At 65.7% G+C, this 23,704-nt stretch carries 23 protein-coding genes and 1 pseudogene; 9 read left to right on the forward strand and 15 right to left on the reverse strand.

Annotated features, from left to right (window positions below; translation table 11 throughout):
• Nucleotides 1–192: 192 nt before the first annotated feature.
• Both NWF24_RS15890 and NWF24_RS15895 read right to left on the reverse strand, forming a co-directional pair.
• Nucleotides 193–1,062: an NmrA family NAD(P)-binding protein gene (locus NWF24_RS15890; RefSeq protein ID WP_258355015.1), complete on the reverse strand. Its 870-nt coding sequence runs from the start codon at nt 1,060–1,062 to the stop codon at nt 193–195.
• 13 nt (nt 1,063–1,075) lie between these two features.
• Complete coding sequence (locus NWF24_RS15895; protein WP_258355016.1) at nt 1,076–1,387, reverse strand: plasmid stabilization protein; 312 nt, start codon at nt 1,385–1,387, stop codon at nt 1,076–1,078.
• Between the two features lie 131 nt (nt 1,388–1,518).
• Between NWF24_RS15895 and NWF24_RS15900 the strand changes: the two are divergent.
• Nucleotides 1,519–1,912 (forward strand): annotated as a pseudogene (locus tag NWF24_RS15900) (ABC transporter substrate-binding protein); the annotation flags it as partial.
• 55 nt (nt 1,913–1,967) lie between these two features.
• Here NWF24_RS15900 and NWF24_RS15905 read toward each other — a convergent pair.
• Genes NWF24_RS15905 through NWF24_RS15920 form a run of 4 tightly spaced genes read right to left on the reverse strand, consistent with a single transcriptional unit; the run spans nt 1,968 to nt 3,986 of the window.
• Nucleotides 1,968–2,558 carry a DUF4304 domain-containing protein gene (locus NWF24_RS15905; protein ID WP_258355017.1) on the reverse strand — a complete coding sequence of 197 codons (591 nt, stop codon included), beginning with the start codon at nt 2,556–2,558 and terminating at the stop codon, nt 1,968–1,970.
• A complete protein-coding gene (locus tag NWF24_RS15910; RefSeq protein ID WP_258355018.1) occupies nt 2,555–3,184 on the reverse strand; it encodes an alpha-ketoglutarate-dependent dioxygenase AlkB in 630 nt (209 codons plus the stop codon). The genes NWF24_RS15905 and NWF24_RS15910 overlap by 4 nt, the downstream gene beginning before the upstream one ends.
• Nucleotides 3,181–3,303 carry a hypothetical protein gene (locus tag NWF24_RS15915; RefSeq protein WP_258355019.1) on the reverse strand — a complete coding sequence of 41 codons (123 nt, stop codon included), beginning with the start codon at nt 3,301–3,303 and terminating at the stop codon, nt 3,181–3,183. Before NWF24_RS15915 ends, NWF24_RS15910 begins: the two co-directional genes overlap by 4 nt.
• A 23-nt stretch (nt 3,304–3,326) precedes the next feature.
• Entirely contained in the window at nt 3,327–3,986 is a 660-nt protein-coding gene (locus tag NWF24_RS15920) for a glycoside hydrolase family 16 protein (protein WP_258355020.1), read from the reverse strand.
• A gap of 148 nt (nt 3,987–4,134) precedes the next feature.
• Between NWF24_RS15920 and NWF24_RS15925 the strand changes: the two genes are divergently transcribed.
• Entirely contained in the window at nt 4,135–4,683 is a 549-nt protein-coding gene (locus NWF24_RS15925) for a hypothetical protein (RefSeq protein WP_258355021.1), read from the forward strand.
• A 147-nt stretch (nt 4,684–4,830) separates the two neighbouring features.
• On the opposite strand, the gene NWF24_RS15930 is transcribed toward NWF24_RS15925, so the two are convergent.
• Entirely contained in the window at nt 4,831–7,161 is a 2,331-nt protein-coding gene (locus tag NWF24_RS15930; protein WP_258355022.1) for an ATP-dependent DNA helicase, read from the reverse strand.
• Nucleotides 7,162–7,313: 152 nt separating this feature from the next.
• On the opposite strand from NWF24_RS15930, the gene NWF24_RS15935 reads away from it, so the two are divergent.
• Genes NWF24_RS15935 through NWF24_RS15955 form a run of 5 tightly spaced genes read left to right on the forward strand, consistent with a single transcriptional unit; the run spans nt 7,314 to nt 13,848 of the window.
• Nucleotides 7,314–10,790: a response regulator gene (locus tag NWF24_RS15935; protein WP_258355023.1), complete on the forward strand. Its 3,477-nt coding sequence runs from the start codon at nt 7,314–7,316 to the stop codon at nt 10,788–10,790.
• On the forward strand, nt 10,787–11,662 hold the full coding sequence (locus tag NWF24_RS15940) for a CheR family methyltransferase (RefSeq protein WP_258355024.1): 876 nt from the start codon (nt 10,787–10,789) through the stop codon (nt 11,660–11,662). Before NWF24_RS15935 ends, NWF24_RS15940 begins: the two co-directional genes overlap by 4 nt.
• Before the next feature lie 8 nt (nt 11,663–11,670).
• Nucleotides 11,671–12,276: a chemotaxis protein CheB gene (locus tag NWF24_RS15945; RefSeq protein WP_258355025.1), complete on the forward strand. Its 606-nt coding sequence runs from the start codon at nt 11,671–11,673 to the stop codon at nt 12,274–12,276.
• Complete coding sequence (locus tag NWF24_RS15950) at nt 12,266–13,495, forward strand: hybrid sensor histidine kinase/response regulator (RefSeq protein ID WP_258355026.1); 1,230 nt, start codon at nt 12,266–12,268, stop codon at nt 13,493–13,495. The genes NWF24_RS15945 and NWF24_RS15950 overlap by 11 nt, the downstream gene beginning before the upstream one ends.
• A complete protein-coding gene (locus tag NWF24_RS15955; protein ID WP_258355027.1) occupies nt 13,492–13,848 on the forward strand; it encodes a response regulator in 357 nt (118 codons plus the stop codon). The genes NWF24_RS15950 and NWF24_RS15955 overlap by 4 nt, the downstream gene beginning before the upstream one ends.
• A 10-nt stretch (nt 13,849–13,858) precedes the next feature.
• Here NWF24_RS15955 and NWF24_RS15960 read toward each other — a convergent pair whose 3' ends face one another.
• Genes NWF24_RS15960 through NWF24_RS15970 form a run of 3 tightly spaced genes read right to left on the reverse strand, consistent with a single transcriptional unit; the run spans nt 13,859 to nt 16,712 of the window.
• Nucleotides 13,859–14,689 (reverse strand): SDR family oxidoreductase, encoded by an 831-nt coding sequence (locus NWF24_RS15960; protein WP_258355028.1) that lies wholly within the window; start codon nt 14,687–14,689, stop codon nt 13,859–13,861.
• A gap of 36 nt (nt 14,690–14,725) precedes the next feature.
• A complete protein-coding gene (locus tag NWF24_RS15965) occupies nt 14,726–15,709 on the reverse strand; it encodes an aldo/keto reductase (protein ID WP_258355029.1) in 984 nt (327 codons plus the stop codon).
• 10 nt (nt 15,710–15,719) lie between these two features.
• A complete protein-coding gene (locus NWF24_RS15970) occupies nt 15,720–16,712 on the reverse strand; it encodes an aldo/keto reductase (protein WP_258355030.1) in 993 nt (330 codons plus the stop codon).
• Nucleotides 16,713–16,814: 102 nt separating this feature from the next.
• On the opposite strand from NWF24_RS15970, the gene NWF24_RS15975 reads away from it, so the two are divergent.
• Nucleotides 16,815–17,726, forward strand: a complete 912-nt coding sequence (locus NWF24_RS15975) for a LysR family transcriptional regulator (protein WP_258355031.1) — start codon at nt 16,815–16,817, stop codon at nt 17,724–17,726.
• Here NWF24_RS15975 and NWF24_RS15980 read toward each other — a convergent pair.
• From NWF24_RS15980 to NWF24_RS16000, 5 genes are all read right to left on the reverse strand, one after another.
• Nucleotides 17,699–18,061, reverse strand: coding sequence for a hypothetical protein (locus tag NWF24_RS15980; RefSeq protein WP_258355032.1), 363 nt, complete (start codon nt 18,059–18,061; stop codon nt 17,699–17,701). The genes NWF24_RS15975 and NWF24_RS15980 overlap by 28 nt on opposite strands.
• Nucleotides 18,062–18,066: 5 nt before the next feature.
• Nucleotides 18,067–19,533 carry a DUF1501 domain-containing protein gene (locus NWF24_RS15985; protein ID WP_258355033.1) on the reverse strand — a complete coding sequence of 489 codons (1,467 nt, stop codon included), beginning with the start codon at nt 19,531–19,533 and terminating at the stop codon, nt 18,067–18,069.
• Nucleotides 19,534–19,557: 24 nt separating this feature from the next.
• The gene (locus NWF24_RS15990; RefSeq protein WP_258355034.1) at nt 19,558–21,387 is read right to left on the reverse strand and encodes a DUF1800 domain-containing protein; all 1,830 of its coding nucleotides are present in this window, start codon (nt 21,385–21,387) and stop codon (nt 19,558–19,560) included.
• A 210-nt stretch (nt 21,388–21,597) separates the two neighbouring features.
• Nucleotides 21,598–21,948 (reverse strand): hypothetical protein, encoded by a 351-nt coding sequence (locus tag NWF24_RS15995; protein ID WP_258355035.1) that lies wholly within the window; start codon nt 21,946–21,948, stop codon nt 21,598–21,600.
• Between the two features lie 131 nt (nt 21,949–22,079).
• Complete coding sequence (locus NWF24_RS16000; protein ID WP_258355036.1) at nt 22,080–23,027, reverse strand: adenylate/guanylate cyclase domain-containing protein; 948 nt, start codon at nt 23,025–23,027, stop codon at nt 22,080–22,082.
• A gap of 312 nt (nt 23,028–23,339) precedes the next feature.
• Between NWF24_RS16000 and NWF24_RS16005 the strand changes: the two genes are divergently transcribed.
• Nucleotides 23,340–23,678 (forward strand): hypothetical protein, encoded by a 339-nt coding sequence (locus NWF24_RS16005; protein WP_258355037.1) that lies wholly within the window; start codon nt 23,340–23,342, stop codon nt 23,676–23,678.
• Nucleotides 23,679–23,704: the final 26 nt, after the last annotated feature.

Consider the following 23,704-nt stretch of genomic DNA (forward strand, 5'->3'; position numbering starts at 1 on the left):
GAATCAGCGACGTTTGCAGACGTAGAAGCCGCGTTCGGAGCAACGTCACCGAACAAGACGGCTTCTCGCACCCGGGCCGCCATGGCGGGAAAACGCAAGTTGTCCGGCTGCCGCCAGAAACAGGTCATGAATGTCCGGTTTTAGCGGCTTCGCGGCCTGAGACCCGGATATCGGACAGCGTATTGGCGGGTTTCAGCGGTCCGGACTCTTCTTCACCAGCGCGGAGATGTATTCGCCCAGCGAAATCGCGCCCCGCTCCGGCTTCTCGGACGGCTCGTAGTGCTGGTCCAGTGTGACGCGCGTCATGGCCGCATACGACCTGGCTCCAGCATCGGAAAAGCCCAGCGACCTGAACGCCTGCTCCCACTGCTCTCGCGGCGTCTCGACCACCTCCACCGGTCGCCCCAGCGCTTGCGAGAAAGCCTGCGCAACATCGCCCGCCGAATAGCGCTCCGGCCCCTCGACGTGATGCGGCCCCGAAGACTCGGGCGGGCCCAGCATCAGCCTGGCGGCGAACTGGCCGAGATCGTGCGGCGCCACCATCGGCAACCTGAAGTCGGCGGGATACATGCTGTGCACCTTGCCCTCTTCACGCGCTGTCTTCAGCGAGGCGTCCCAGTTGCTCATGTAGTAGGCGGCGCGAATGGCGCTGAACGGTGTCGGGCCGGCGCGCAGCGCCTGCTCCATGTCGTACAGCACGCCCAGGTCGCCCAGGCCCTCGCCGGGCTGCGCGCCATAGGCCGACTCGGCGACGATCTTCTCGAGCCTGCAGCCTTCGAGCGCGGAAAGAATGGCGCGCAAGCTCCTGTGCTCTTCGGCCACCGTGTCGGTCGATGGTGCCGCCGGCGGATTCAGCACGAAGACCCGGTGGCCGCCCTTGAACACACGGTGCAGCGCATGCGTGTCGAACACGTCGATCACGGCCACGTGCGCGCCTTTTGTCCGCAGGGCTTCGGCCCTGTGCGCATCGCGCGTCACCACCGTCACCGGCTCGCTGCGCGCGAGCAGGTCTTGCGCAAGCGCCGAGCCGACGTGGCCCGTCGCTCCCAGGATGATGTGCATCGTCGGCTCCGGGTCAGCCGCGCTTTTCGGCGTTGCGCCTGCGCGTGGCGGCAGCCTTCATCGCGGAAGCCGAGCGTGCGGCCGCTGGGCGATGCGCTGCGGCAGCACCGCCAAGGCGGCCGCCCTTGCGCGCCGGCGCATGGTTCTCGGCCTTGCCACGACCGGAGCCCGACTTCTTGCCGCCACCAGTCTCGGCATTCACCGTGGCCCAAGCGCGGCGCTCGGCTTCGGCCTTGCCCACGCCGCGGTGTTCGTAGCCTTCCTCGATGTGTTCGGTCTGTCGCTTCTGCTTGTCCGTGTAGGACGACTTGTCGCCTCTTGGCATGGCATTGCTCCTGCTCGATGAGAAGCCTTCATGCTGGGCACGCGAGGCGCGCCGTGGGTCGGAGAACGCACGCGCTGCGCGTCAGCCTTGTCTGTCGTGCGTGTCAGGTGCCCGGCTTCATGCGGCGCAGGGACACGGTGAAGTTCATCGTCGTGCCCGATGCGGCTACTGCGGCGGCCGGATTGAAGTCGGGCGCCATCGACGCGGGCCGGATCACGTCGAGCGACCCGCAGCTGAAGAACCAGAAACTGCGCGAGGCCGGCTACAAGGGCGAGAAGATCACCATCCAGAACAACAAGCGCGCGCGTGTCCAGCTATACCGTGGCGGTGCTGGCGCAGGCCATGATGCAGGCCGTGGGCATCAACGCGCAGATCGAGGTGCTCGAATGGGCCACGCAGCTGGACCGCTACAACAGCGGCAACTACCAGATGAGCTCGTTCAGCTACTCCTCCCGCCTCGACCCGGCGCTGAGCTACGAACAGTTCTCGGGCCCGAAGGACAAGCAGGTGCGCAAGGTGTGGGAAGGCAAGCCGCGCATGTGGGGTGTTTCAGCTGCTGCTGCGCGCAGCTGGCCGAGCGCTAGGCCGTCAGAACCTTCGCGAGGTCCGCCTTCAAGGACGTGGCCCGCTCCGGTGCGCGCGCCAGCCCTGCATCGACCAGGGCCTGCGCCCGTGCGCGGTCGCCCAGGTGCACCGCGATCCGCGCGAGATGCAGAGCCGTTCGCGCATGGATCTGGTTCGGGTCGGTCTCGCGCAGCATCTGCTCGAAACTTTGCGGGTAGCTGCCATGCCGTGCAAAGAAAGCGCGCCCCGGGCCCGCCCATTCGCTCACGATGAACTCGACGTTCTCTTCCGCCTGCTCTTTCGTCACGCCATAGGCCCATCCGAAAGCGGCGCCGGGCGGCGGCTCCATCCGGTCGCGGAACACGCAGTGCGATTCCTCCAGCGCATCCGGCGCCACCTGGGCGCCGCCTTCGGTCGGCAGGAAGTCGAGATGCGCGCCGAGGTTCAGGTAGCACGCCTTCCCCCCGCTCGCGCCCTGCACGTTGAACACATGGATCAGCGGCCCATCGATGCGCCGCAGCGTCTGGCCCGCCCCCCCGAAGCCTTCGGCCTTCAGCACGGGGAAGAGTTTTTGCGTGAGGAGCTTGAGGAAGGTGCTGCGGTTCATGGGGCGCGGGTTCTCCGTGTGCGCAAGGTGATGGAATAGCGCAAGGCCTCGGTCGGTGCGATGGCATGTTGCCATGCCCAGCGCGCCGGGCCGTGCAGCAGGTACACGGAGCGCGGCTCGATCAGGAATTCGAGCGTGGCGGGGCCTGAGGCCCGTGCGCCGGGCACGTAGGGCCGGAACTGCATCACCGCGTCGCTGTGCAGCGAAACGCCGATGATGTCCTCGAAGTCAGGCACATCGCGATGCCAGCCCAGCGGCGTGCCGGGACGGTACTCGGCGATCAGCATGTGGGTGAGGTCTTCGGGCGGGATGCCGGCCCATGCGGCCGCTTTTGCCCGCAGTGGATGCAGCGCTTCGGGCAGCGGCGCACCGGGCTTGAGGCGGTTGTTGTCGAAGTCGTAGCTACCGCCGAAGCTGGTGCCGCGCCGCCGTGCCGTGTATTCCTTGTAGCGCATCTCCTTGAGCGGCAGGCCCTGCACGATGTGCAGCAGGCCGGTTTCTTCCTCGGCGGACAGGAAGTCGCGCTCGTAGCGCAAGCCTTCGATGGCAGCCACGGCCGCTTCGCCGAACAGGTCGGGCTGGCCGGCGTGTTCGAGGCGTCTGGCGGCGCGCGTCATCTTCGTCATCTCTGGCAGGTTGCAAGGAAGAACAGCTTGTCGATCTTGCGGACGGTGCCCGCCTTCGGCAGTGGGAAGAACGCCATCGGGGGATGGCGCAGTCGGCTTCCTGCGTGCTTGGCGGCCATGACCCCGTGATTCGCCATGCGGGTCACGGCAGTTGCCAAACGCGAACCCAATCGACCTGCATGACCGGATTCGTGCTGGCGCCGCGCGGGCCATAGCCGTCTGGAGGAATATCGCCTGCCCAAGCCTTGTCCTTGATTTCGCTGGTGAGCAGGATGTATTCGTCGCTCTGGGAAATGCCTTCCGTGGTCTCCCAGAACTGCGTCCCGTCGAGATAGAACTGATATTTGGTCGGGGTCCAAAGCAGGCTTACCGTATGCCAGTCGGAGAACGACTTGCCTGCCGGCAGTGTCCTCACCCCGCTGCCGATGCTCTTTATCTCTGCTGCGGCATAGCCATTCCAATGCACTGCGCTCGAATGCCCATTGCTGACGTCTGCCGCATTGTTCGCCTCGACCGCACGGTGCTCGATGATGTCGATCTCCACGCCTGCAGCCGGATTGGGCGGCGTGTATGCCCTGTTCTGGTCCGACAGCAACCAGAATGCAGACCACTGCCCGGGTCTGTTCACAAAGCGAATGCGAGCCTCGACGTACCCGAAGGTGAATTCGCAGCCCGGGCTTGTTTTCGTATCCAGAAAACCCGTGTGATGCGCACCTGTCGAAGGGTCCGTATAGGTCGAAATCGTCAAGACACTGTTGGAGACATCGGCAGCATCGGTTGCTTGCTGTGCTTGGTCTCGCATGGAGGTATGCATTCGCCAATTGCGGCTGTTCACTCGATTGCCTTCAAACTCATCGTGCCAGGCGAGTCGATAACCGGGTGCTGGCGCGGGCGCAGTCAGCACAGAGAACGGCGCGCTGGATCGGCCCGTTCCTCCAGCCGTCCTGACGGTGACCGGACCTGTGATCGCCAAAGCGGGCACAGTCACCGAAATTTGCGTCGCCGAGTCCACGCTGAATTGCACTGCCGCTACGCCTCCAAAGCTTACGAAAGCACTTGAATCGAATTTGGAGCCGGTGATAACAATTACACCGCCCGGAGCCTCGGCGGACAGAGAGAAAGACTGGACCGTCGGGCTTGTTGCGGAAGGCGAAGAATTCTCGCTGGTCGAGTTGGATGCAGGGGGTGACGACGAATTTTCACCGGCTGGAGTGTTTACAGGAGGTGGTGTTGAATTTCCGCTTGCAGAGGATGGCAACGAATTTTCGCTGGCGGGATTGTTTGCAGAAGGAAACAAATTTCCCCCATTCAAACCCGTGTCGCCGCCCGAATCGCCACCCCCGCAACCGGCCAACATCGAGCCACTCCAAAGTACCGTCGCAGTTTGTGCGCTCTTTTGCAAGAACTGCCTGCGCGAATTTTCCGTGACCGCCGACTCTGTTACCAAACAATTTGATTTCATGAAAGAGGCTGTTCCTTTGTTGAATTTTCCTTCCTGAGTCTAAGTACCAACTAAGGCAGTTACGAGAAAGAGCTGCTTTCCGCAGAACCAAATTTCTTTCAATTCCATTTCATATTCAATTGCAATCAATCGACAACAATTCATTTTCTCTGGCCGTGGATAGCGAGTGAGGTCTCAATAGCTTCTATTCGGTGCTTGTTCGAATTGGGTCTGCGAGACCCGCCAGTCGCACGTGCCACCAGCGCGGCAGCAGCTCGCGGATCTCGGCGCGCGCGAAGCGGTCGTCAAGCAGGTGCAACACGCCGCGGTCTTCCTCGGTGCGGATCACACGGCCGGCCGCCTGCACCACCTTCTGCAGGCCAGGATAGAGATAGGTGTACTCGTAGCCCTTGCCGAAGCGCGTCTGCATGCGCTCGCGCGTGATCTCGTTGAGTTCGTTGTACTGCGGCAGGCCCAGGCTGGCGACGAAGGCGCCGATCAGCCGGCTGCCCGGCAGGTCGATGCCCTCGCCGAACGCGCCGCCGAGCACCGCGAAGCCGATGCCCTGCCCGCCCTCCTCGAAGCGCGCGATGAAGCCGTGGCGGTCGGCCTCGCGCATGCCGCGCGTCTGCGTCCACACGGGCACGCCGGGGTGTCGCAGCGAGAACGCAGCGCAGGCTTTTTCGAGGTAGTCGAAACTGCTGAAGAAGGCCAGGTAGTTGCCCGGCAGGCGCTCGAACTGCGCGCCGATGATGTCCGCCACATTGCGCAGCGACCCCGCGCGGTCGCGAAAGCGCGTCGACACGTGCATCGCCACCTCGACGCGCAGTTGCCGGCTGTCGAAGGGCGAGGCCACGTCGAGCAGCGCGGTGTCTTCGGGCAGACCCAGGGCATCGCGGTAGAAAGCAAAAGGCGACAGCGTGCCCGAGAAGCAGGTGACCGACACCGCATCACCGAAGCGCGCTTCGAGGAACGGCGCGGGCACGAGGTTACGGATGGCCAGGCTCCGATCCTGCTGCGTGGCCCCGAGCGTGCGCTCGAACACCGAATGATCGCCAAAGGCCTCGGCCAACCGGGCGAAGTGCAGCGCGTCGAAGAAGAAGCGCTGCAGCGGCCCCTGCGAAGCATCGGGCGTCGCTGCGAAATACTCGGCCATGGCAGTGTTGGCGGCCTGCAGGGTGCGCAGGAAGCGCTCGGGAATTTCATCGGCGGTTTCGTAGTCGGCCACCTGCGACTGCTGCACCGTGTCCCACTCGCGAAACAGCCGGGCTAGCGGGCCGCGCAATGCGGCGGGCGCCGCGCGGTGCGCCTCTTCGAGCGCCGCGCCTTCGAGCTGCGCGGTGTACATGCCGCGCGAGCGCTCCAGCAGGTTGTGGGCCTCGTCCACCAGCACAGCCACGCGCCAGTCGGCATCGCGCATGGTGGCGTAGAGGAAGGCGCTGCTGTCGAAGTAGTAGTTGTAGTCGCCGACGATGGCATCGGCCCAGTGCGCCATTTCCTGCGCGAGGAAATAGGGACACACCTCGTGTGCGAGCGCGATGTTGCGCAGCGCTTCGCGGTCGAGCCACGCCACCTGCGCGGCCTGCTCGCGCGCGGCGGGCAGGCGGTCGTAGAAGCCCCTGGCGAGCGGGCATGCATCGCCATGGCAGGCGCGATCGGGGTATTCGCAGACTTTCTCGCGGGCCGCGAGTTCGAGCACGCGCAGGCGCCCTTGCCCTCTGCCCTTGTCGAGCACGCGAAGCGCATCGAGCGCCACCGGCCGGCCGGATGTCTTGGCGGTAAGGAAGAAAAGCTTGTCTATCTTGCGTGCCGCGCGGGCCTTGAGCAGCGGGAAGATGGTGGCCAGCGTCTTGCCGATGCCCGTGGGAGCCTGCGTCATCAGGCAGCGCCCGCCCACGGCTGCGCGGTAGACGGCCTCGGCCAGTTCGCGCTGGCCAGTGCGGAAAGCGCGGTGCGGAAATTCGAGCTGGGCCAACGTGGCGTCGAGCGCGGCGCGGTGGCCGGCTTCGCTGCGCGCCCAGGCGCTGTAGCGGCCGCACAGCTGCTCGAAGTGCTCCCGCAGCGCTTCGCGGGTGTGGTGCTCTTCGAGCACGGTTTCGTCGCCGGTGGCCAGGTCGAGGTACACCAGCGCCACGGTCATCTCTTCATGGCCGTTCAGCTCGCACAGCATCCAGCCGTAGGTGCGGGCCTGCGCCCAGTGCAGTGCGCGGTGGTTGCCGCGAATGGCATCGAAATCGCCGCGGAAGGTCTTGATTTCTTCGACGCGGGATGCGCGTGCCTCGTAGCCGTCGGCCCGGCCACGCACGCGGACCGCGCCGCAGGTGGCTTCGAGCCCGACCTCGCAGGCGTAGTGCTCGGGATCGCGCCGGTGCTGCACCATTGCGTGCCCGGCCATGCCTTCGAGCGCGCTGGGTGCGGGCACGAAGCGCAGGTCGAGGTCGCCCGCCTTCGCGCCGAAGGCGCACAGGGCCTTGACGGAAACTACATGCGCGATCATGGAGGCCGCGTCTTGCGGGTTGGAGGGTTCGGGGCCCATCTGGCAAATGCTGTATGAATTTACAGTATAGCCACGCGAATACGGCGCCTGCGGTTTCCCTATCCGCGTCAAGACCGTGACGGGGCCTTCTCCGACAGGGCCTCTTCGATTTATCGACAAAACTTGACAAGTTTTGCCTACAACTGCGACCGATGAACACTCCCACCGCGATCGACCCCGACGACTTCGAGCGCCTGCTCAGCCGGAACATCAAGCTGCCCCTGATCGGCGGCGTATTCGGTGCCGTGGTGTTCGTGGGGTTGATCCTGTTCCTGCTCAACAGCATCGGCTGGGTCGAGCACACCGACCGCGTCACCCGCGCCGCCAGCGAGTTGCAGCGCCGCACCATCGACATGGAAACCGGTGTGCGCGGCTTCCTGATCACCGGTGAGCGGAGCTTTCTGGAGCCTTACCAAGGCGCCCTGACCCGCCTCAAGGGCGATACGGTCGGGCTGCGCAACCTGGTGTCGGACAACCCCCAGCAGGTGGAGCGCATCGACCGCCTCGCCACGCTGCAGACAGCCTGGCTCGAATTTGCCAACGGCATGATTGCCGCGCGCGACGCCAGCAGCGGCAATCAGACCGCCATGCGCCTCGGCGACGAAAAGCGGTTGATGGACGACATGCGCGCCGAATTCACCGCCTTCATGGAGACCGAGCAGGCCCTGCGCTTCCAGCGCAACAACGCCGCCAACAGCACTGCCTGGTGGGTCGTCGGGCTGTTCCTGCTGTTCACCCTGAGCTTCACCGGGTTGATGGCCTACTTCGGGCGGCGCCAGCTGGTGCTGCTGTCCGACAGCTACGACGTGGTGTTGAAGGAACAAGCTGCGCACGCCGAGCGGCTCGCCCACGAAGCCTGGCTGCGCAACGCACAGACCGGGCTGGTGGGCGAGCTGGTCGGCGAACTCAGCGCGCCGGACATGGGCCGCAAGGTGCTCGCGTTCTTCTCGCGCTACCTGGGCGCCTCGGTCGGCGCCATGTACGTGCGCGAGCGCCACGGCCCGCTGCGCCGGGCGGCGAGCTACGGCTTCTCGAGCGCGGCCGAAGCCACGCCGCAGGTCTTCTCACCCACCGAAAGCCTGGTGGGCCAGGCGGCCGCCGAGCGCCGGCGCATGCTGATCGACCCGGTCGATGCCGACTACCTGAAGGTCAACTCGGGCCTTGGCGAGATGGCGCCCAAGTCGGTGCTGCTGGTGCCCGTCGCGAGCAGCGGCATGGTCAACGGCGTGGTCGAGCTCGGCCTGCCGGGCGCGCTGGACGACCGCGGCAACCAGCTGATCGACCTGGTGTCCGACGACATCGGCACCTCGCTGGCGGCGGCGCGCTACCGCGAGCAACTGCAGGAGGTGCTCGGCGAAACCCAGCAGCTCAACGAGGAACTGCAGGTGCAGCAGGAAGAGCTGCGCACCGCCAATGAAGAACTCGAGGAACAGTCGCGCGCCCTGCGCGCCTCGCAGGCCATGCTGGAGAACCAGCAGGCCGAACTGGAGCAGACCAACAGCCAGCTTTCCGAGCGCACCGAGGCGCTGGACCAGCGCAACACCGCGCTGCGCCGCGTGCAGCGCGACCTCGAAGACCGCGCCGACGAGCTGCAGCGCGCGAGCCGCTACAAGTCGGAATTCCTCGCCAACATGTCGCACGAGCTGCGCACGCCGCTCAACAGCGCGCTCATCCTCGCCAAGCTCCTGGGCGACAACCCGCAGGGCAATCTCTCCCCGGAGCAGGTGAAGTTCGCGGAGTCGATCTATTCGTCGGGCAACGATCTGCTGGTGCTGATCAACGACATCCTCGACATCGCGAAGGTCGAGGCCGGCAAGCTCGAAGTGGTGCCCGAAGACGTGACGCTCGCCAAGCTGGGCCGCAGCCTTGAGAGCACCTCCAGCCCGCTGGCCATGCAGAAGAACCTGAGCTTCAGGCTCGACGTGCGACCCGATGCGCCGGCCTCGCTGGTCACCGACCGGCAGCGGGTCGAGCAGATTCTGAAGAACCTGCTGTCGAACGCGATCAAGTTCACCGAGCGCGGCGAAGTGGCGCTGACAGTCTCGCCGGCCGCTGATGGCGGCGCCACCTTCGCGGTGTCCGATTCGGGCATCGGCATCGATCCGCAGCAGCACGAGCTGATCTTCGAAGCTTTCCGCCAGGCCGACGGCACCACCAGCCGGCGCTATGGCGGCACCGGGCTGGGCCTGTCGATCTCGCGCGACCTCACGCAGCTGCTGGGCGGCACGCTCACGGTGCAGAGCGAGCCGGGCCAGGGCAGCACCTTCGTCCTGCAACTGCCGGCGAAGGCACCGCAGGCTTCACCGGCAGCGCTTCAGCCGTCGGCGGTCTACACGCCACGGCCCGCACATGCGCCATCCGTTGCGTCGCTGGCGCCGAAGCCCCCTGCCCCGGTGCCCGCGCCGCAGTTCGCCGACGACCGCTCCATCCCGCGCGACCAGGTGCGCCGCGTGCTCGTGATCGAAGACGAGCCGCAGTTCGCGCACATCCTCTACGACCTGGCGCACGAGCTGGGCTATCGCTGCCTGGTGGCGCATGGCGCGGCCGATGGCTTCGAGCTGGCCACGCAGTTCCTGCCCGACGCGATCCTGCTCGACATGCGCCTGCCCGACAGCACCGGCCTCGACGTGCTGCAGCGGCTGAAGGATTCGCCGCACACGCGCCACATTCCGATCCACGTGGTGTCCGCCGCCGAAGGCGTACAGGGCGCTGCGCTGCAGATGGGCGCCATCGGCTATGCGCTGAAGCCGGCCACACGCGACGAGCTGATGAAGGTGTTCGGCCGGCTGGAAGAAAAGCTCACGCAGAAGGTCAAGGTCGTGCTGCTGGTGGAAGACGACGAGCTGCAGCGCGAGAGCGTCATCAGGCTGATCGGCGACGACGACATCGAGATCGTTGCCGTCGGCTCCGGCGAAGAGGCGCTGGAGCTGCTGCGCACCCGCGTGTTCGACTGCATGATCACCGACCTGAAGCTGCCCGACATGCAGGGCAGCGAGCTGCTCAAGGCCATGGCGGCGGAAGAAATCGTGTCGTTCCCGCCGGTCATCGTCTACACCGGGCGCAACCTCACGCGCGACGAAGAAGCCGAGCTGCAGCGCTACTCGCGCTCGATCATCATCAAGGGCGCGCGCTCGCCCGAGCGCCTGCTCGACGAAGTGACGCTGTTCCTGCACAAGGTGGAGGCCGAGCTTTCCAGCGAGCGCCGGGGCATGCTGAAGACGGCGCGCGGACGCGACCGCATCTTCGAGGGCCGCACCATCCTGCTGGTGGACGACGACGTGCGCAACATCTTCGCGCTGACCAGCGCGCTGGAGCAGCGCGGTGCCATCGTGGAGATCGGCCGCAACGGCCGCGAGGCGCTGGAGCGGCTCGACCAGGTGAGCGAGATCGACCTCGTGCTGATGGACGTGATGATGCCGGAGATGGACGGCCTGGAAGCCACGCGCCGCCTGCGCGGCGACCCGCGCTTCGAGAAGATGCCCGTGATCGCCATCACCGCCAAGGCCACCAAGGACGACCGCGAGCAATGCCTGGCCGCCGGCGCCAACGACTACCTCGCCAAGCCGGTGGATCTGGAGCGCCTGTTCTCGCTGCTGCGCGTGTGGATGCCGAAGATGGAGCGCCTGTGACAACACGCCCCGGCAACTCGAAGACCGCCACGCACACGCCGCCGCTTCATCCGCTGAGCGACACGGAGATCGAGCTGCGCCTGCTGATGGAGGCGATCTATCTCAAGTACAGCTACGACTTCCGCAACTACACCGTGGCCTCGCAGAAGCGCCGCGTGCTGCACGCGCTCGACCAGCTCGGGCTGCCGAGCATCTCGGCGCTGCAGGAGCGGGTGCTGCGCGACCCTTCGCTGTTCGGCCGGCTGCTGCAGTTCCTGACGATCCCGGTGAGCGAGATGTTCCGCGACCCGGCCTACTTTCTGGCCTTGCGCCAGCATGTGGTGCCGATCCTGCACACCTACCCGTCCGTCAAGGTGTGGGTGGCGGGCTGCAGCACGGGCGAGGAAGTGTTCTCGCTGGCCATCCTGCTGCGCGAAGAAGGCCTGCTCGCGCGTACGCAGATTTATGCCACCGACATCAACCCCGCCTCGCTGGAGAAAGCGCGCCAGGGCATCTTTCCGCTGGAGGCGATCCGCGGCTACACCACCAACTACCAGCGCGCGGGCGGACGCGGCGAGTTCTCCGACTACTACACCGCCGCCTACGACGCCGCGCGCTTCGACCCCTCTCTGTGCGCCGGCGTGATCTTTGCCGACCACAGCCTGGCCACCGACAGCGTGTTCGCGGAAACGCAGCTGGTGTCGTGCCGCAACGTGCTGATCTACTTCAACCGGGAGCTGCAGGACCGGGCGCTGGGCCTGTTCCACGAGTCGCTGTCGCACCGCGGCTTTCTCGGTCTGGGCTCGAAGGAGAGCATCGACTTTTCGGGCTACTCCGACCGCTTCGACACGCACGCGCGCGTCGAGCGCATCTACCGCAAGAAAGCCGCATGACGGGCGATATGAAGCACCACCTTCGCTCCCCCGTTCGCAAGCGCGTGGATGCCGTGGTGCTGGGCGCCTCGGCCGGCGGCATCGACGCGCTCTCCACCCTGCTGCACGACCTGCCCGCCAGCTGGCGCATTCCGATGGCGGTGGTGCTGCACCTGCCCTGGGATCACGAGAGCCATCTCGCCGAGATCTTCGCGCAGCGCCTGCCGATCCCGGTGCACGAGGCCAACGACAAGATGCCGCTGGCGGCCGGCAGCCTGTACTTCGCGCCACCCGGCTACCACCTGTCGATCGAGCGCGAGCGCGCCTTCTCGCTGAGCTGCGAGCCGCCGGTGCTGTTCTCGCGGCCGTCCATCGACGTGCTGATGGGCTCCGCCGCCGACGTCTACGGCCCCGCCCTCGCCGGCTTTTTGCTGACCGGCGCGAACGACGACGGCGCCGAAGGCCTGCACCGCATTCATCTGGCCGGCGGGCTCACCGCCGTCCAGGAACCGAAAGAAGCTCTTATTCCAACCATGCCCCAAGCCGCCATCGCGCGCCACATTCCCGACTACGTGCTCCCCCTGCGCGAACTGCGCACGCTGCTGCTCCAGCTGGAGGCCGCCCATGAACATTGACATCGAAAGCAAGCTGCTGATCGTCGATGACCTGCCGGAGAACCTGCTGGCGCTGGAAGCGCTGATCCGCGCGCCGGGGCGCCTCGTGTACCGCGCCGACTCGGCCGATGCGGCGCTCGCGCTGCTGCTGGAGCACGAATTCGCTCTCGCGATCGTCGACGTGCAGATGCCGGGCATGAACGGCTTCGAACTGGCCGAATTGATGCGCGGCACCGAGCGCACGCGGCACATTCCCATCATCTTCGTGAGTGCCGCCGGGCGCGAGTTGAACTACGCCTTCCAGGGCTACGAGAGCGGCGCGGTCGACTTCCTGCACAAGCCACTCGATCCGCACGCGGTGGTCAGCAAGGTGAACGTGTTCGTCGACCTGTACCAGCACCGCAAGGCGCTGCGCCACGAAATGGAATCGCTCGCGGTCGCGCACAAGAAGCAGGAAGAGCTGGTGCAGCAACTGCAGCAGACTCAGCACGAGCTGGAACGCGCCGTGCGCATGCGCGACGACTTCATGTCGATGGTGTCGCACGAGCTGCGCACGCCGCTCAACACGCTCTACCTCGAGGCGCAGTTGCGGCAGCTGCACCTGTCGAAGGGCAACCTCGCCAGCTTCGCGCCCGAGCGGCTGCCCACGATGATCGAGCGCGACCAGCGGCAGATCCGCAACATGGTGCGGCTGATTGACGACATGCTCGACGTCACGCGCATGCGGCGCGACGCGCTGTCGATCAAGACCACGCCGGTGGACCTCGCGACGCTGGCTCAAGCGGTGGTCGAGAGCCTGCGACACCAGGCCGAGGCCGCGGGCTCGGTCATCACGCTCGCGGCGCCGGCCGAACTGCGCGGCGAATGGGATGAGTTCCGCATCGAACAGGTGCTGACCAACCTGCTGACCAACGCGCTGCGCTACGGCGGCGGCAAGCCGGTCGAAATGGTCGTGCAACAGCTGGGAAACACCGCGCAGGTGGCCGTGCGCGACCAGGGCATAGGCATTGCGCCCGAAGACCAGGGCCGCATCTTCGAGCAGTTCGAGCGCACCGACGACAGCCGCAAGCACGCCGCGGGGCTGGGCCTCGGGCTCTACATCACGCGCAAAATCGTGACCTTGCACGGCGGGCAGATCGGCGTGGAAAGCGCGCCGGGCGAAGGCTCGCGCTTCGTGGTCGACCTGCCGCTGCAACCACCGGCGCCCCCGGCCGACACCCAAAAGGAGACACCCCAGTGAACGTGCTGATCGTCGACGACAACAAGGCCGCGGCCGATCTGCTGCAGGAGCTGCTGAGCCTGCACGACCACACCGCGCGCTGCACCTACACCGCGCAGCAGGCGCTGGACGCGGCAGCGGCCGAAAGCTTCGATGCCGCGCTGATCGACCTCACCCTGCCCGACTTTCCGGGCACGGAAGTGGCGCGGCGGCTGCGCGCGAGCACGACGGAAGGCACGCCGAAGCTGCTGGTCGCGATCTCGGGTTTCTCTGCGCAGGATGCGGGCGGCAAGGCGGCCGAGGGGCTGTTCGACCACCATCTGCAGAAGCCGATCGACATCGACGAGCTGGGGCGAATCCTGGCACAGACCTGAGCCTGGCGAGTCACTTCGCCGGAGCGAGCTCTCCGTACCAGTAGGCCGCGGTGACGCCGCCGTCCATGAGGAAGTCGCTGCCGGTGATGAAGCCGCCGTCCGGCCCCATCAGCAGCGCGCCGACGTTGCCGACCTCGTCCGGTGTGCCACCGCGCTTGGCGGACGACGCTTCGATCATGCGCCGGTAGCCTTCGCCGCGAGGGCCTGTCAGTTCGTCTCTTGCGAGCGGCGTGAAGATGATGCCGGGGCTGATGGTGTTCACCCGGGCGCCACGCTTGCCCCATCGCACGGCCTCCGCCATGACCCGCAGGGAATTTCCACGCTTGGAAAGTTGGTACGCGTGCAGGGAGTCTTTCACCTGCTCGGGCTGAAGCATCGGCAGTGCCAGCAAGTCTTCAGTCGGCGTCGTCGCGAGAGCCGTGTTCTGTTCGGGGCTCAACGCCGGCAACCGGTGTCCGGACTGCGACGCGATGACGACGCCAGCGCCGCCTTCCGCGATGACGTTGCCGAACTCTTCCAGGACGAGCGCGGTGCCGTACAGGTCGACTTTGAGGATCGTGGCCGGTGATGCCTGCGAAGGAGAAACGCCCGCGGCGTGGATCAGGCCGGTGACACTGCCAAGCGCGGTGGCCGCCTCCACGAGCGCATGGACCGAGGCGCGCGAAGACACGTCCACGACTGCCGTGCTCACCTCAAAGCCGGCATCCGCGAGCACCTTGGCCGCTGCGTCGGCCCCCTCCTGCCGCAGGTCGGCGAGCAGAACGTGCTTGCCCGCGCTGACACGGCGGGCGATGGCCTGGCCGATGGACCCTGCTCCGATGACAACAACTACTTGGGTCATGATCAATTCCTTTTGCTCGGCGTTAGTCGTCGTCGCTCAGCGGCCGACGAGCTTTTGTCGATCCGCCGAATAGCGGTCGCCCTGGACCTGAACACCCGAGACGGCCGCCTCGATTTCCTTCAGGTCTTCTGGCGACAACACGACAGAGGCGGCACCGGCGTTTTCCTCGAGACGATGCAGCTTCGTCGTGCCGGGGATCGGCACGATCCACGGCTTTTGGGCGAGCAGCCAGGCGAGTGCAAGCTGGGCAGGCGTGACCTGCTTGCGCGCGGCGATCTCCGCCAGAACATCGACCAGTGCGCGATTCGCCTGGCGCGCCTGCGGTGCAAAACGAGGCACTGTGCTGCGGAAATCTGCCGCGCCGAACGATGTCTGTGCGTCGATCGCTCCCGTCAGAAAACCCTTTCCGAGCGGACTGAATGGCACAAAGCCGATGCCCAGTTCCTCCAGCAGCGGAAGAATTTCTTTCTCCGGCTCGCGCCACCACAGGGAATATTCGCTCTGCAGGGCAGCGACCGGCTGAACCGCGTGCGCGCGGCGAATGCTGTCGACGCCGGCCTCGGAAAGGCCGAAGTGCGTCACCTTGCCTTCGCGAATCAGGTCCTTCACGGCGCCCGCCACGTCTTCCATCGGCACCTGCGGATCGACACGGTGTTGATAAAACAGATCGATGTGGTCGGTGCGCAAGCGCTTCAGCGCCTCGTCGGCCACCTGCCGGATGCGTTCCGGCCGGCTGTCGAGGCCCTTGCCGGCGTCACCCTCGCGAAACCCGAACTTGGTCGCGATCACGACCTGATCGCGCACAGGTTCCAGCGCTTCCCCGACCACGCTTTCGTTGACGAAGGGCCCATAGACTTCCGCCGTGTCGAAAAACGTGATCCCGCGTTCGAAGCCCGCGCGGATGAGCTTGACCGCTTCGGCCGTGCCGGTCGCTGGCCCGTAGCCGTAGCTCAGGCCCATGCAACCGAGGCCGAGGGCCGAGACCTCCAGGCCGCTCTTGCCAAGTTGACGATATTGCATGTCCATCTCCTTATCGATCAGCCATGGAGGTCAGGCCTTCCGACAGAGGAGCGCCTTGCACGTCGATGGCTGCAAACGCCGCATTGATCTCGCGCAGGTCGTCGGGTGTCAGTTCAAGGTCGCACGCCGGCAGGTTGTCGTCCAGGTGTTCGAGCTTCGTGGCGCCGGGAATCGGCACGATCCACGGCTTCTGCGCAAGCAGCCAGGCGAGCGCTATCTGTGCGGGTGTGCTGCCCTTTCGTGCAGCGAGACCCCGCAGAAAGTCGACGACTGCGAAGTTGGCCTTCAGCGCTTCGGGCGTGAAGCGGGGGAAGCTGCTGCGCAGGTCGCTCGGGTCGTCGAACTTCGTGTCCGGTGTGATCTGGCCGGTAAGAAAACCCTGGCCGAGCGGGCCCCACGAGACGAATCCGATCCCGAGTTCTTCACAGAGCGCCAGCAGATCGATTTCCGGCTCGCGCATCCACAGCGAGTAATGGTTCTGGATGGCCGCCACCGGCTGCACGGCGTGCGCGCGGCGGACCGTTTGCGCGCTCGCTTCCGAAAGACCGAAATACTTGACCTTGCCCTCGGCGATCAGCCTCTTGACCGCGCCTGCGACATCCTCGATCGGCACCGCCGGATCGACCCGATGCTGATAAAGCAGATCGATGCGGTCGGTGCGCAGGCGCTTCAGCGAGGCCTCGACTACATCGCGGATGTGCTCCGGGCGACTGTCGAGCCCGACCATCGCGCCGTTCTCGTCGAGCTTGAATCCGAACTTCGTCGCGACGACGAGCTGGTCGCGTATCGGCTCGATGGCTTCGCCGACAAGGAGTTCGTTCGTGAAGGGGCCGTATCCCTCTGCGGTGTCGAAGAAGGTCACGCCCCGCTCGAAGGCCTCTCGGATCATTGCAATGCCTTCGCGCTTGTCCGCAGCGGGGCCCAACCCGAAGCTCAGGCCCATGCAGCCGAGACCGAGGGCCGAAACGGTAAGGCCGCCGCGGCCCAGTTGACGTGTTTTCATGGTGTGTGTCCTTGTCGCTAACCGATCACAAGAACTTTAGGCAGCCTGCTTGCCAATGACTAGACTGCTGGATCGACATGTACCTAGAAGGCAGGCTAATCAATGGCACGCTACGACGACCTGGCCAGTTTTGCGGCCGTGGTGCGCGCAGGCAGCTTCACGCGAGCGGCGGCCCAGCTTGGGGTGACGCAGTCCGCGCTCAGCCAGACCGTCCGAGCGCTGGAGCGCCGGCTCGACCTGAAGCTGCTCAACCGGACCACGCGCAGCGTCGCTCCCACGGAGGCGGGTGAACGCCTGTACCAAGCCGTCGGCCCGCGTTTCGAGGACATCGAAGCAGAACTCGCCGTTCTGGGCGAGATGCGCGGCAAGCCCGCCGGCATGGTCCGCATCACGGCAACCGAACACTCGATGCGAACCTTGATCTGGCCCAGGCTTCAACCATGGCTGCCCCTGTACCCCGACATCAAGGTGGAGATCAGCGGCGACAACCGTTTCACCGACATCGTTGCCGAGCGCTTCGACATCGGCGTGCGCCTGGGTGGCGACGTGGCCAAGGACATGATCGCCGTACGCATCGCGCCCGACATGCGCATGACCGTGGTGGGCAGCCCCGACTACTTCTCGCGCCACCCCCGGCCGTCTACCCCGCAGGATCTGACCCTGCACGATTGCATCGGATTGCGCCTGGCATCCCACGGTGGCCTTCTGAAATGGGAATTCACGCATCGCCGGAAACACGTCAACGCCCACGTCTCGGGCCGGCTCGTCTTCAACTCGAGCGAGCTGATCGTCGCTGCGGCGCTTTCCGGGCACGGGCTGGCATGGCTGCCCTGCGACCTCGTCGAGAAACACATCGAGGCAGGCCGGCTGGTGCCGGTACTCGACGATTGGGCGGCAACCTTTGACGGGTATCACGCCTACTATGCCGGCCGACGCGCCTCGCCAGCCTTGATGCTCGTCGTGGAGGCGTTGCGGCCTCCGGAAACTCAGCGCCTCTTGCTGCGCCCCTTGTAGCTGCGCATGGCCTCGTAGCGGTACACGCGGAATCCGTCCTTCTGCAAGAAGCTGACCGGCTCCCAGCCGCGTGCCAGCGCGCAGTCGGTGATCTGCGCCATCTGCACGCCGAGGTAGTCCTGCAGGCTGTCGGCCACCGCGAGCTCGAACTTCTTGAGCTCGCGATCCAGCGATTCCAGCGCCGTGATGGCGGCCTCGACGCTGGTGAAGGGGCGCACGTGCGTCACCGCCTTGCTGCGCGCCAGTGCGGGCGCCTCGGGAGGGTCCGCGCTGAAGTTCACGCTGGCCCCGCCTTCCATGCCGTTGAGGCCGCCGATGGCGGTCATGCTGCTCATTGCGTTCATGTCATGAACCCCATATCGCGCGGATAGCTGATGCCACTCGGCGCAGTCACGTTGTTGAAATTCTTCAGGTTGGGCAGGATGCCGTTGAGGTCCGCGTCGGGAACGCCGAACCACTTGGCCAGCGTAGCCGCGTACTGGTCGACCGAAGTGGTCGGCAGCAGCCGGCCCTGGCCGACGTGCCACTGGTCGTCGTCGGCCGCGGTGTTGCCGATGCTCACCGGCGGCGGCGTGCCGTAGAACGCTTTGCCCTTCACGGCATTGACACCGCCGACCACGAAGTGATGACTGCCCCAGCCGTGGTCGGAGCCATTGCCGTTGCTCGAAAGCGTGCGGCCGAAGTCGGAGGCGGTGAAGGCCGTGACCTTGTCCGAGATGCCGAGGGTTTCCATCTGCCGCTGGAACGCGAACATGGCCTCGGACAGCCGCAGCATCAGGCCGCCCTGCTTCGTGTCGAGGTCGTCGTGCAGGTCGTAGCCGCCCATCGAGACGAAGAACACCTGGCGCTTCACGCCCAGCGAGGTGCGCCCTCGAATGAGGCGGGCCACCATCTTGAGCTGGTCGGCCAGGTTGTTGCCGGTGGGAAAGTTGCCGTTCAGGTCGTCAGGCTGGATGGCAGTGGTGATCTTGCCTTCCGCCTCGACCGCGCGCAGCGTGACCTTGTTGTATTCGTTTTCCAGCGTGTGGCTGCGTGCCTGCTGCGCCAGCTGCTGCATGGCGGCCTTGACCGCCGACGAGCCGTAGACGTTGCCCGTGGCGCTGCTCACGCTGTTGATGCGCACCGCGCCGCGCGTGCCGACCTGGTACTGCAGCGCCTCGTCGCCCGACAGGAACACCGCGTTGCCCGCTACCGAGACGCAGGTGAAGAGCGACGCGTTGCGCTGCCCAGCCAGCATCAGGTCGCCGAGGTTGCCGCCCCAGCCGATGGTGGAGCCCTCGGGCGAGGACGACTGCCAGATCGACTGCTGGTCGTTGTGCGAGAACAGCTTGGGCGGAATCGGGAAGTCCTTGCGATTCGAGCTGTTGAACTGCGCGCGCGTGAGCGGCTTGACCAGCGGGCCGACGTTGAGCTGCACCGCCATCCTGCCTTCGTCGAACAGCGTCGCGAGCTTCGTCATTGCCGGGTTCAGCGCGTACTTGCGTCCGTTGGCCAGTGAAACGGCGGGCTTGAGCTCGGTCGCCGCGAGAGCCGCATCGGACGGCAGCGCAATGGCGCCGCGGATGGCGCTGTACTTCGCGTAGCTGTCGGCGTCGTAGTTGACGAGGGTGTTGGCGTAGTCGTTGCCGCCGAACAGGAAGACGCAGACCAGCGCCTTGTAGTCGTCCCCGGGCGCGGCCTGCGCGGCGGCTTCGCCCATGGCGGCGAGGTTGAGCGCGAACGGCAGCGCGGTTCCGGCCATCGCGAGCTGGCCCGTGCGGCGCAGGAAGGCGCGGCGCGAATGCTGGGCAGGATTTATCAGGTGCATGGTCGGTTCGCTCCGGCTTCTTCTTTACTTCTGGACGAGGTATTCGGGCGAGCCCATCACCAGCAGCACTCCGGCGCAGATGAAGTCGAGCTTGCGGGCGTCGGTAGTGGGGTTCAGCAGCGGCGCCTTGCTCAGCGCATCGGTGATCAACGCCACGGTGGCGGCCGACAGCTGGTTGCCCGTGAGCAGCAGGTTGAGCCGCCGCACCAGCGCGGCGGGATCGGTCACCAGCGTCTTCTCGGCCGCGTAGTTCGCCACCACGTCCTTGCTGTTGAAGCCGTTCTGCAGAATGCCCTGCATGAAGTTGAGATAGCCGCCCACGCTGGTCTCGTTGACCAGCTGGAACTCGGGCGCCACCAGCTTGCTGCTGGCGATGGCGGTCGAGGGCGGCACGTAGCCGGGCCGGAAGAAGTTGAACACCGAGGGCGAGCGCAATGGGCACTGGCCGAGGCTCTGACTCGTGTCGGAGGTATTGCCGATTGCCCAGGTGTCCTGCGCCGAGCCGATGCCGAAAGTGCGGCCCCATTGCACGAGCCGCAGCATCGGCTCGCGCAGGTGGCCGAAGTTCGGGTCTGAAAGACCGGTGGGGCCGCGTGCCTCGTCGTCGAGCAGCACGGCCGCGAACACGCTCTTCATGTCGCCGCGCACGCCCGCGCCGTTGTTGGCGAAGATGTCGGCCACGCGCTTGACGTAGGCCGCGCTGGGGTTGCTGGTAACCAGCCGCTGGATCAGTTGCCGGCCGATGAAGGGGCCGACGTTCGGGTGGTTGAAGAGCGTGTCGAGCGCGATCTTCAATGCCGCCGGGCCGGGTGTGCCGGCAGGCACGGTGGCGCCGAGGAAGCGCGCTTCGAGCATCGAGTGATTGCCCGCCGTGTACGCCATGGGGCGCGTGGTCCAGGCGTTGGTCTCGATGCGGCTGCTTGCGGCGGGCGGAAGAAAGGCATTGCGTTCCGCGGAGCGGATGTCGAGGTCGTAGCCGGTGAAGACGCGCGCGAGGTTCGACACGTCGCTCTGCACGTAGGTTTCGAGTGGCTGGCCGTCGGCGCCGGTCTTCACCGTGCCATCGGCTTCGAGCTGGTACAGGCCGATGGTCATGAGCTGCATGACTTCGCGCGCGTAGTTCTCGTCGGGCTGCCGGCCCGACGCGTCTTCCTTGCGGTTGCCGCGGGTGTTGAGGTAGAAGCCCATCGCGGGATTCAGCGAGACGTCTTCCAGCAGCTGGCGGAAGTTGCCAGTGACGCCGCTGGCCAGCGTGTCCCAGTACTGGGCCATCATCGCGGTGGGCCAGCTCGACCCGATCTCGGTGCCGGAGACCACGAAGATTTCACTGAGCGCCAGAGCCATGCGCTTGCGCACCGGGTCGGCTGCGACCATGAGCTGGCGCCAGATCATCGCGTCGGTGTCGACGGCCCCGTAGAGCTTGCCGTTGACCCACTCCCAGGCCGTGGGCTCGCGCGCTGCGCTGAACTGCTCGCTGAGCCACGGCATGTAGCCCTTGGCGCGCACTGCGGCGATCTCTGCGTCCGAGGCCGAGAACTGCGCTTGCAACAGGAAGCGCGCGGCCTCCGCGTCGTTCTGCGCCTGGGTGTAGTGATAGGGGCCGGTGTCGGGCTGCTCGCCCGGGTTGGGGCTGCCGCCGATGGGAAAGCCGAAGCCACCGGAAGAACCGCCTCCTCCGCCGCCGCCGCATGCGGCCAGTGCCGCCGCGATGGAGAACGCAGCCGCGGCCTTCACGGGCCGCGTTGTTTCATCGATTGCCGCCGTCGTTCTTGTTACTGCATCCGCAGGCGGCGCAGTAACGCACACCACCTCGTCGACCGGGCTTGCGCAGCCGGCCTCGAACTGTTCCACCATGTTCCTCGCTCCTGCGGCGCATCAACGCCGGTCGAGCAATCAAGGCAAGCGGCATGCCCTGCGAAAAACAGCTAGACGGGTGTCTAAAACTGGCGCAGTCGCCACACAAATGTGTGCCAATGTGACTTTTTAGTCACCCCTTGAAACAAAATTGGCATGCCAGCGCGCATGCCAATGTTTCAGCAAACATTCAGGTGACAGTGCCAGTCGTCAGTCGCGCTCGTCGTCCCAGCCGTTCGGCGGACGATAGGGATAGCCGGGGCCGTAGTAGATGCGGCCGGGCGGCGGGCTGTAGATGGGCGCGGGGCGGTAGTAAACCGGTGGCGGCGGCCGGTAGTAGACCGGCGGAGGTGGCTCGTAATAGATGGGGGCCGGATAAGGATAGACCGGCGGGGGTGCGTAGTACGGCGCCGGGTAACCGCCGGCGACATAGCCGGGCGTGCCGATCTGCACTGACCAGCTTCCGCGCGCGTTGGCGGCACCCGCGGCCAGCAGCGCGCCGGCAAAGACGGTGCCGATGGCGGCCCACTTGAAAACAGAAGATTGATGTTTGAAGTTCACTGAGGCTCCAAGGCCAAGGGCGGACAGCGCCCAGGTTGATACGCAACGCCCGACGTGTACCCGTGGTGCACCCGTCACCGCGAAGGCTGGTTGCCAAACGTCACCGCCGCGCGGTGCGTTCCAACCAACGCTCAACCCGCGATTTCGCGGCGCGACAACATCACGTCGCCGCTGTTCGTGTTGAAGGCGATGGTCGGCGCGCTGAAGTCGCTGAGCGGCGCGCCCAAACCGATTTCACCGCGGCCGTGCAGCACGCATTCTTCGCGCCGCAGGGCAATCTCGGTGCTCGGCCCGCCGTTGCCGTGGAAGCGCACCCAGGTACCGTAGGTGCTGACATCGATCAGCACGCAACTGCCCTGCCGCAACTCGATGCGCGCATGCAGCCGCGAGACGCGGGGGTCGTTGACCACGAACTGCGCGTCGTCGACGCGACCCAGGTGAATCGGGAGCTCTTCGGTGCGGAACATCGACCGCACGTCGAGCCAGGCCAGCTCGATCTGGCCGAAGGAAGAATCCGGCATGCGCAGCGGGGCGAGCGCGGCGGGAACGGTGAGGAAGCTCGTCACCTCATCCTGCCAGTCGATCCGGTGCACGACCGACATCTCGCTTCGGCCCCGGATGTTGATGAGGCCCAGGTCGCGGTGCTGCACCGCGCCTTCGCGCAATTGGGAAATGACAGCGTCGGTCACCCAGATCTGGCCGGGGCCGGCCAGGTCGCTCAGGCGCGAGGCCAGGTTGACGGCGTCGCCATAGCAGTCGCCCTCGACCTCGACCACCTCCCCGCTGGCCACGCCGATCTGCAACGCCATGCGCAACGGCGCCGGCCATGCGAGCAGGCGCTTCTGGTGATAGCGCTGCAACTCGACGACCGCGTGCGTGGCGGCGGCGCCGCTGGTGAAGATGGCGAACACACCATCTCCGAGCGACTTCACCACCCGGCCGCCGTGCGCCTGGCACACGCCGCCGATCCATTGCGTCAGCCGCGTCACGGTCTCGGTGGCTCGAGCATTTCCCATGGCCTCGAAGACCCTAGTGCTCCCCGTCAAGTCCGCGAATACGACTGTGGAATTGACACCCATACTGTTGTGATTCTCGATTTCTATCGCAGGTTGTAAATGCTCAGGGCATACGTTCATTTACGCACGGGAGAAACGGCCTTCGCACCTATCGTGTTGACCACATAGGTATACGCCGCGGGGCAACGGAGCAGATGCGAGAGGGTCATTCATTAATTTGTAGTACTTTGGATTACAAAATACAACATCTGTTAAATACGCTAAGTAAAGCGTGTTGTTTACAAACAAGAAACACCGTTTCAGATCTTGTGAAATGGTTAACTGAGGCTTAAGGTAGCGGCCGTTCTCGCTTCCCGCAATACGCTTTTTCGACCCATGCTCTTCCGCCGCATTCTTCGTCTGCTGAACGTACCCGGCTTCGGATCCCGCCAGGCGACGGAAAGCCAGCTGGGGCGCATTCGCACGGCGATGCTGTCGGTGCTCCAGGGCCATGGCGGCCACTCGGTGCAGCGCGTGAGCCAGCGTGTGCGCTTTGCGGTCGACGTCGAAGCCCTCTGGTATCTGCGGCAGGACGTGATGATGGCGCTGAGCGCCATCGACGGCGAAACCGCCGCACGCCGCCAGATGAAAACCATCAACAGCATGTTCAAGGGCGGATTGCCCGGCTCGATGGGGCCTCGCGCGCATCAGCGCTTTACCAACAACAACAGTTGAAGCTGCGACGGCCCTTCGGGGCCGTT

It is taken from the genome of Variovorax paradoxus, from assembly GCF_024734665.1.
Classification (GTDB): Bacteria; Pseudomonadota; Gammaproteobacteria; order Burkholderiales; family Burkholderiaceae_C; genus Variovorax.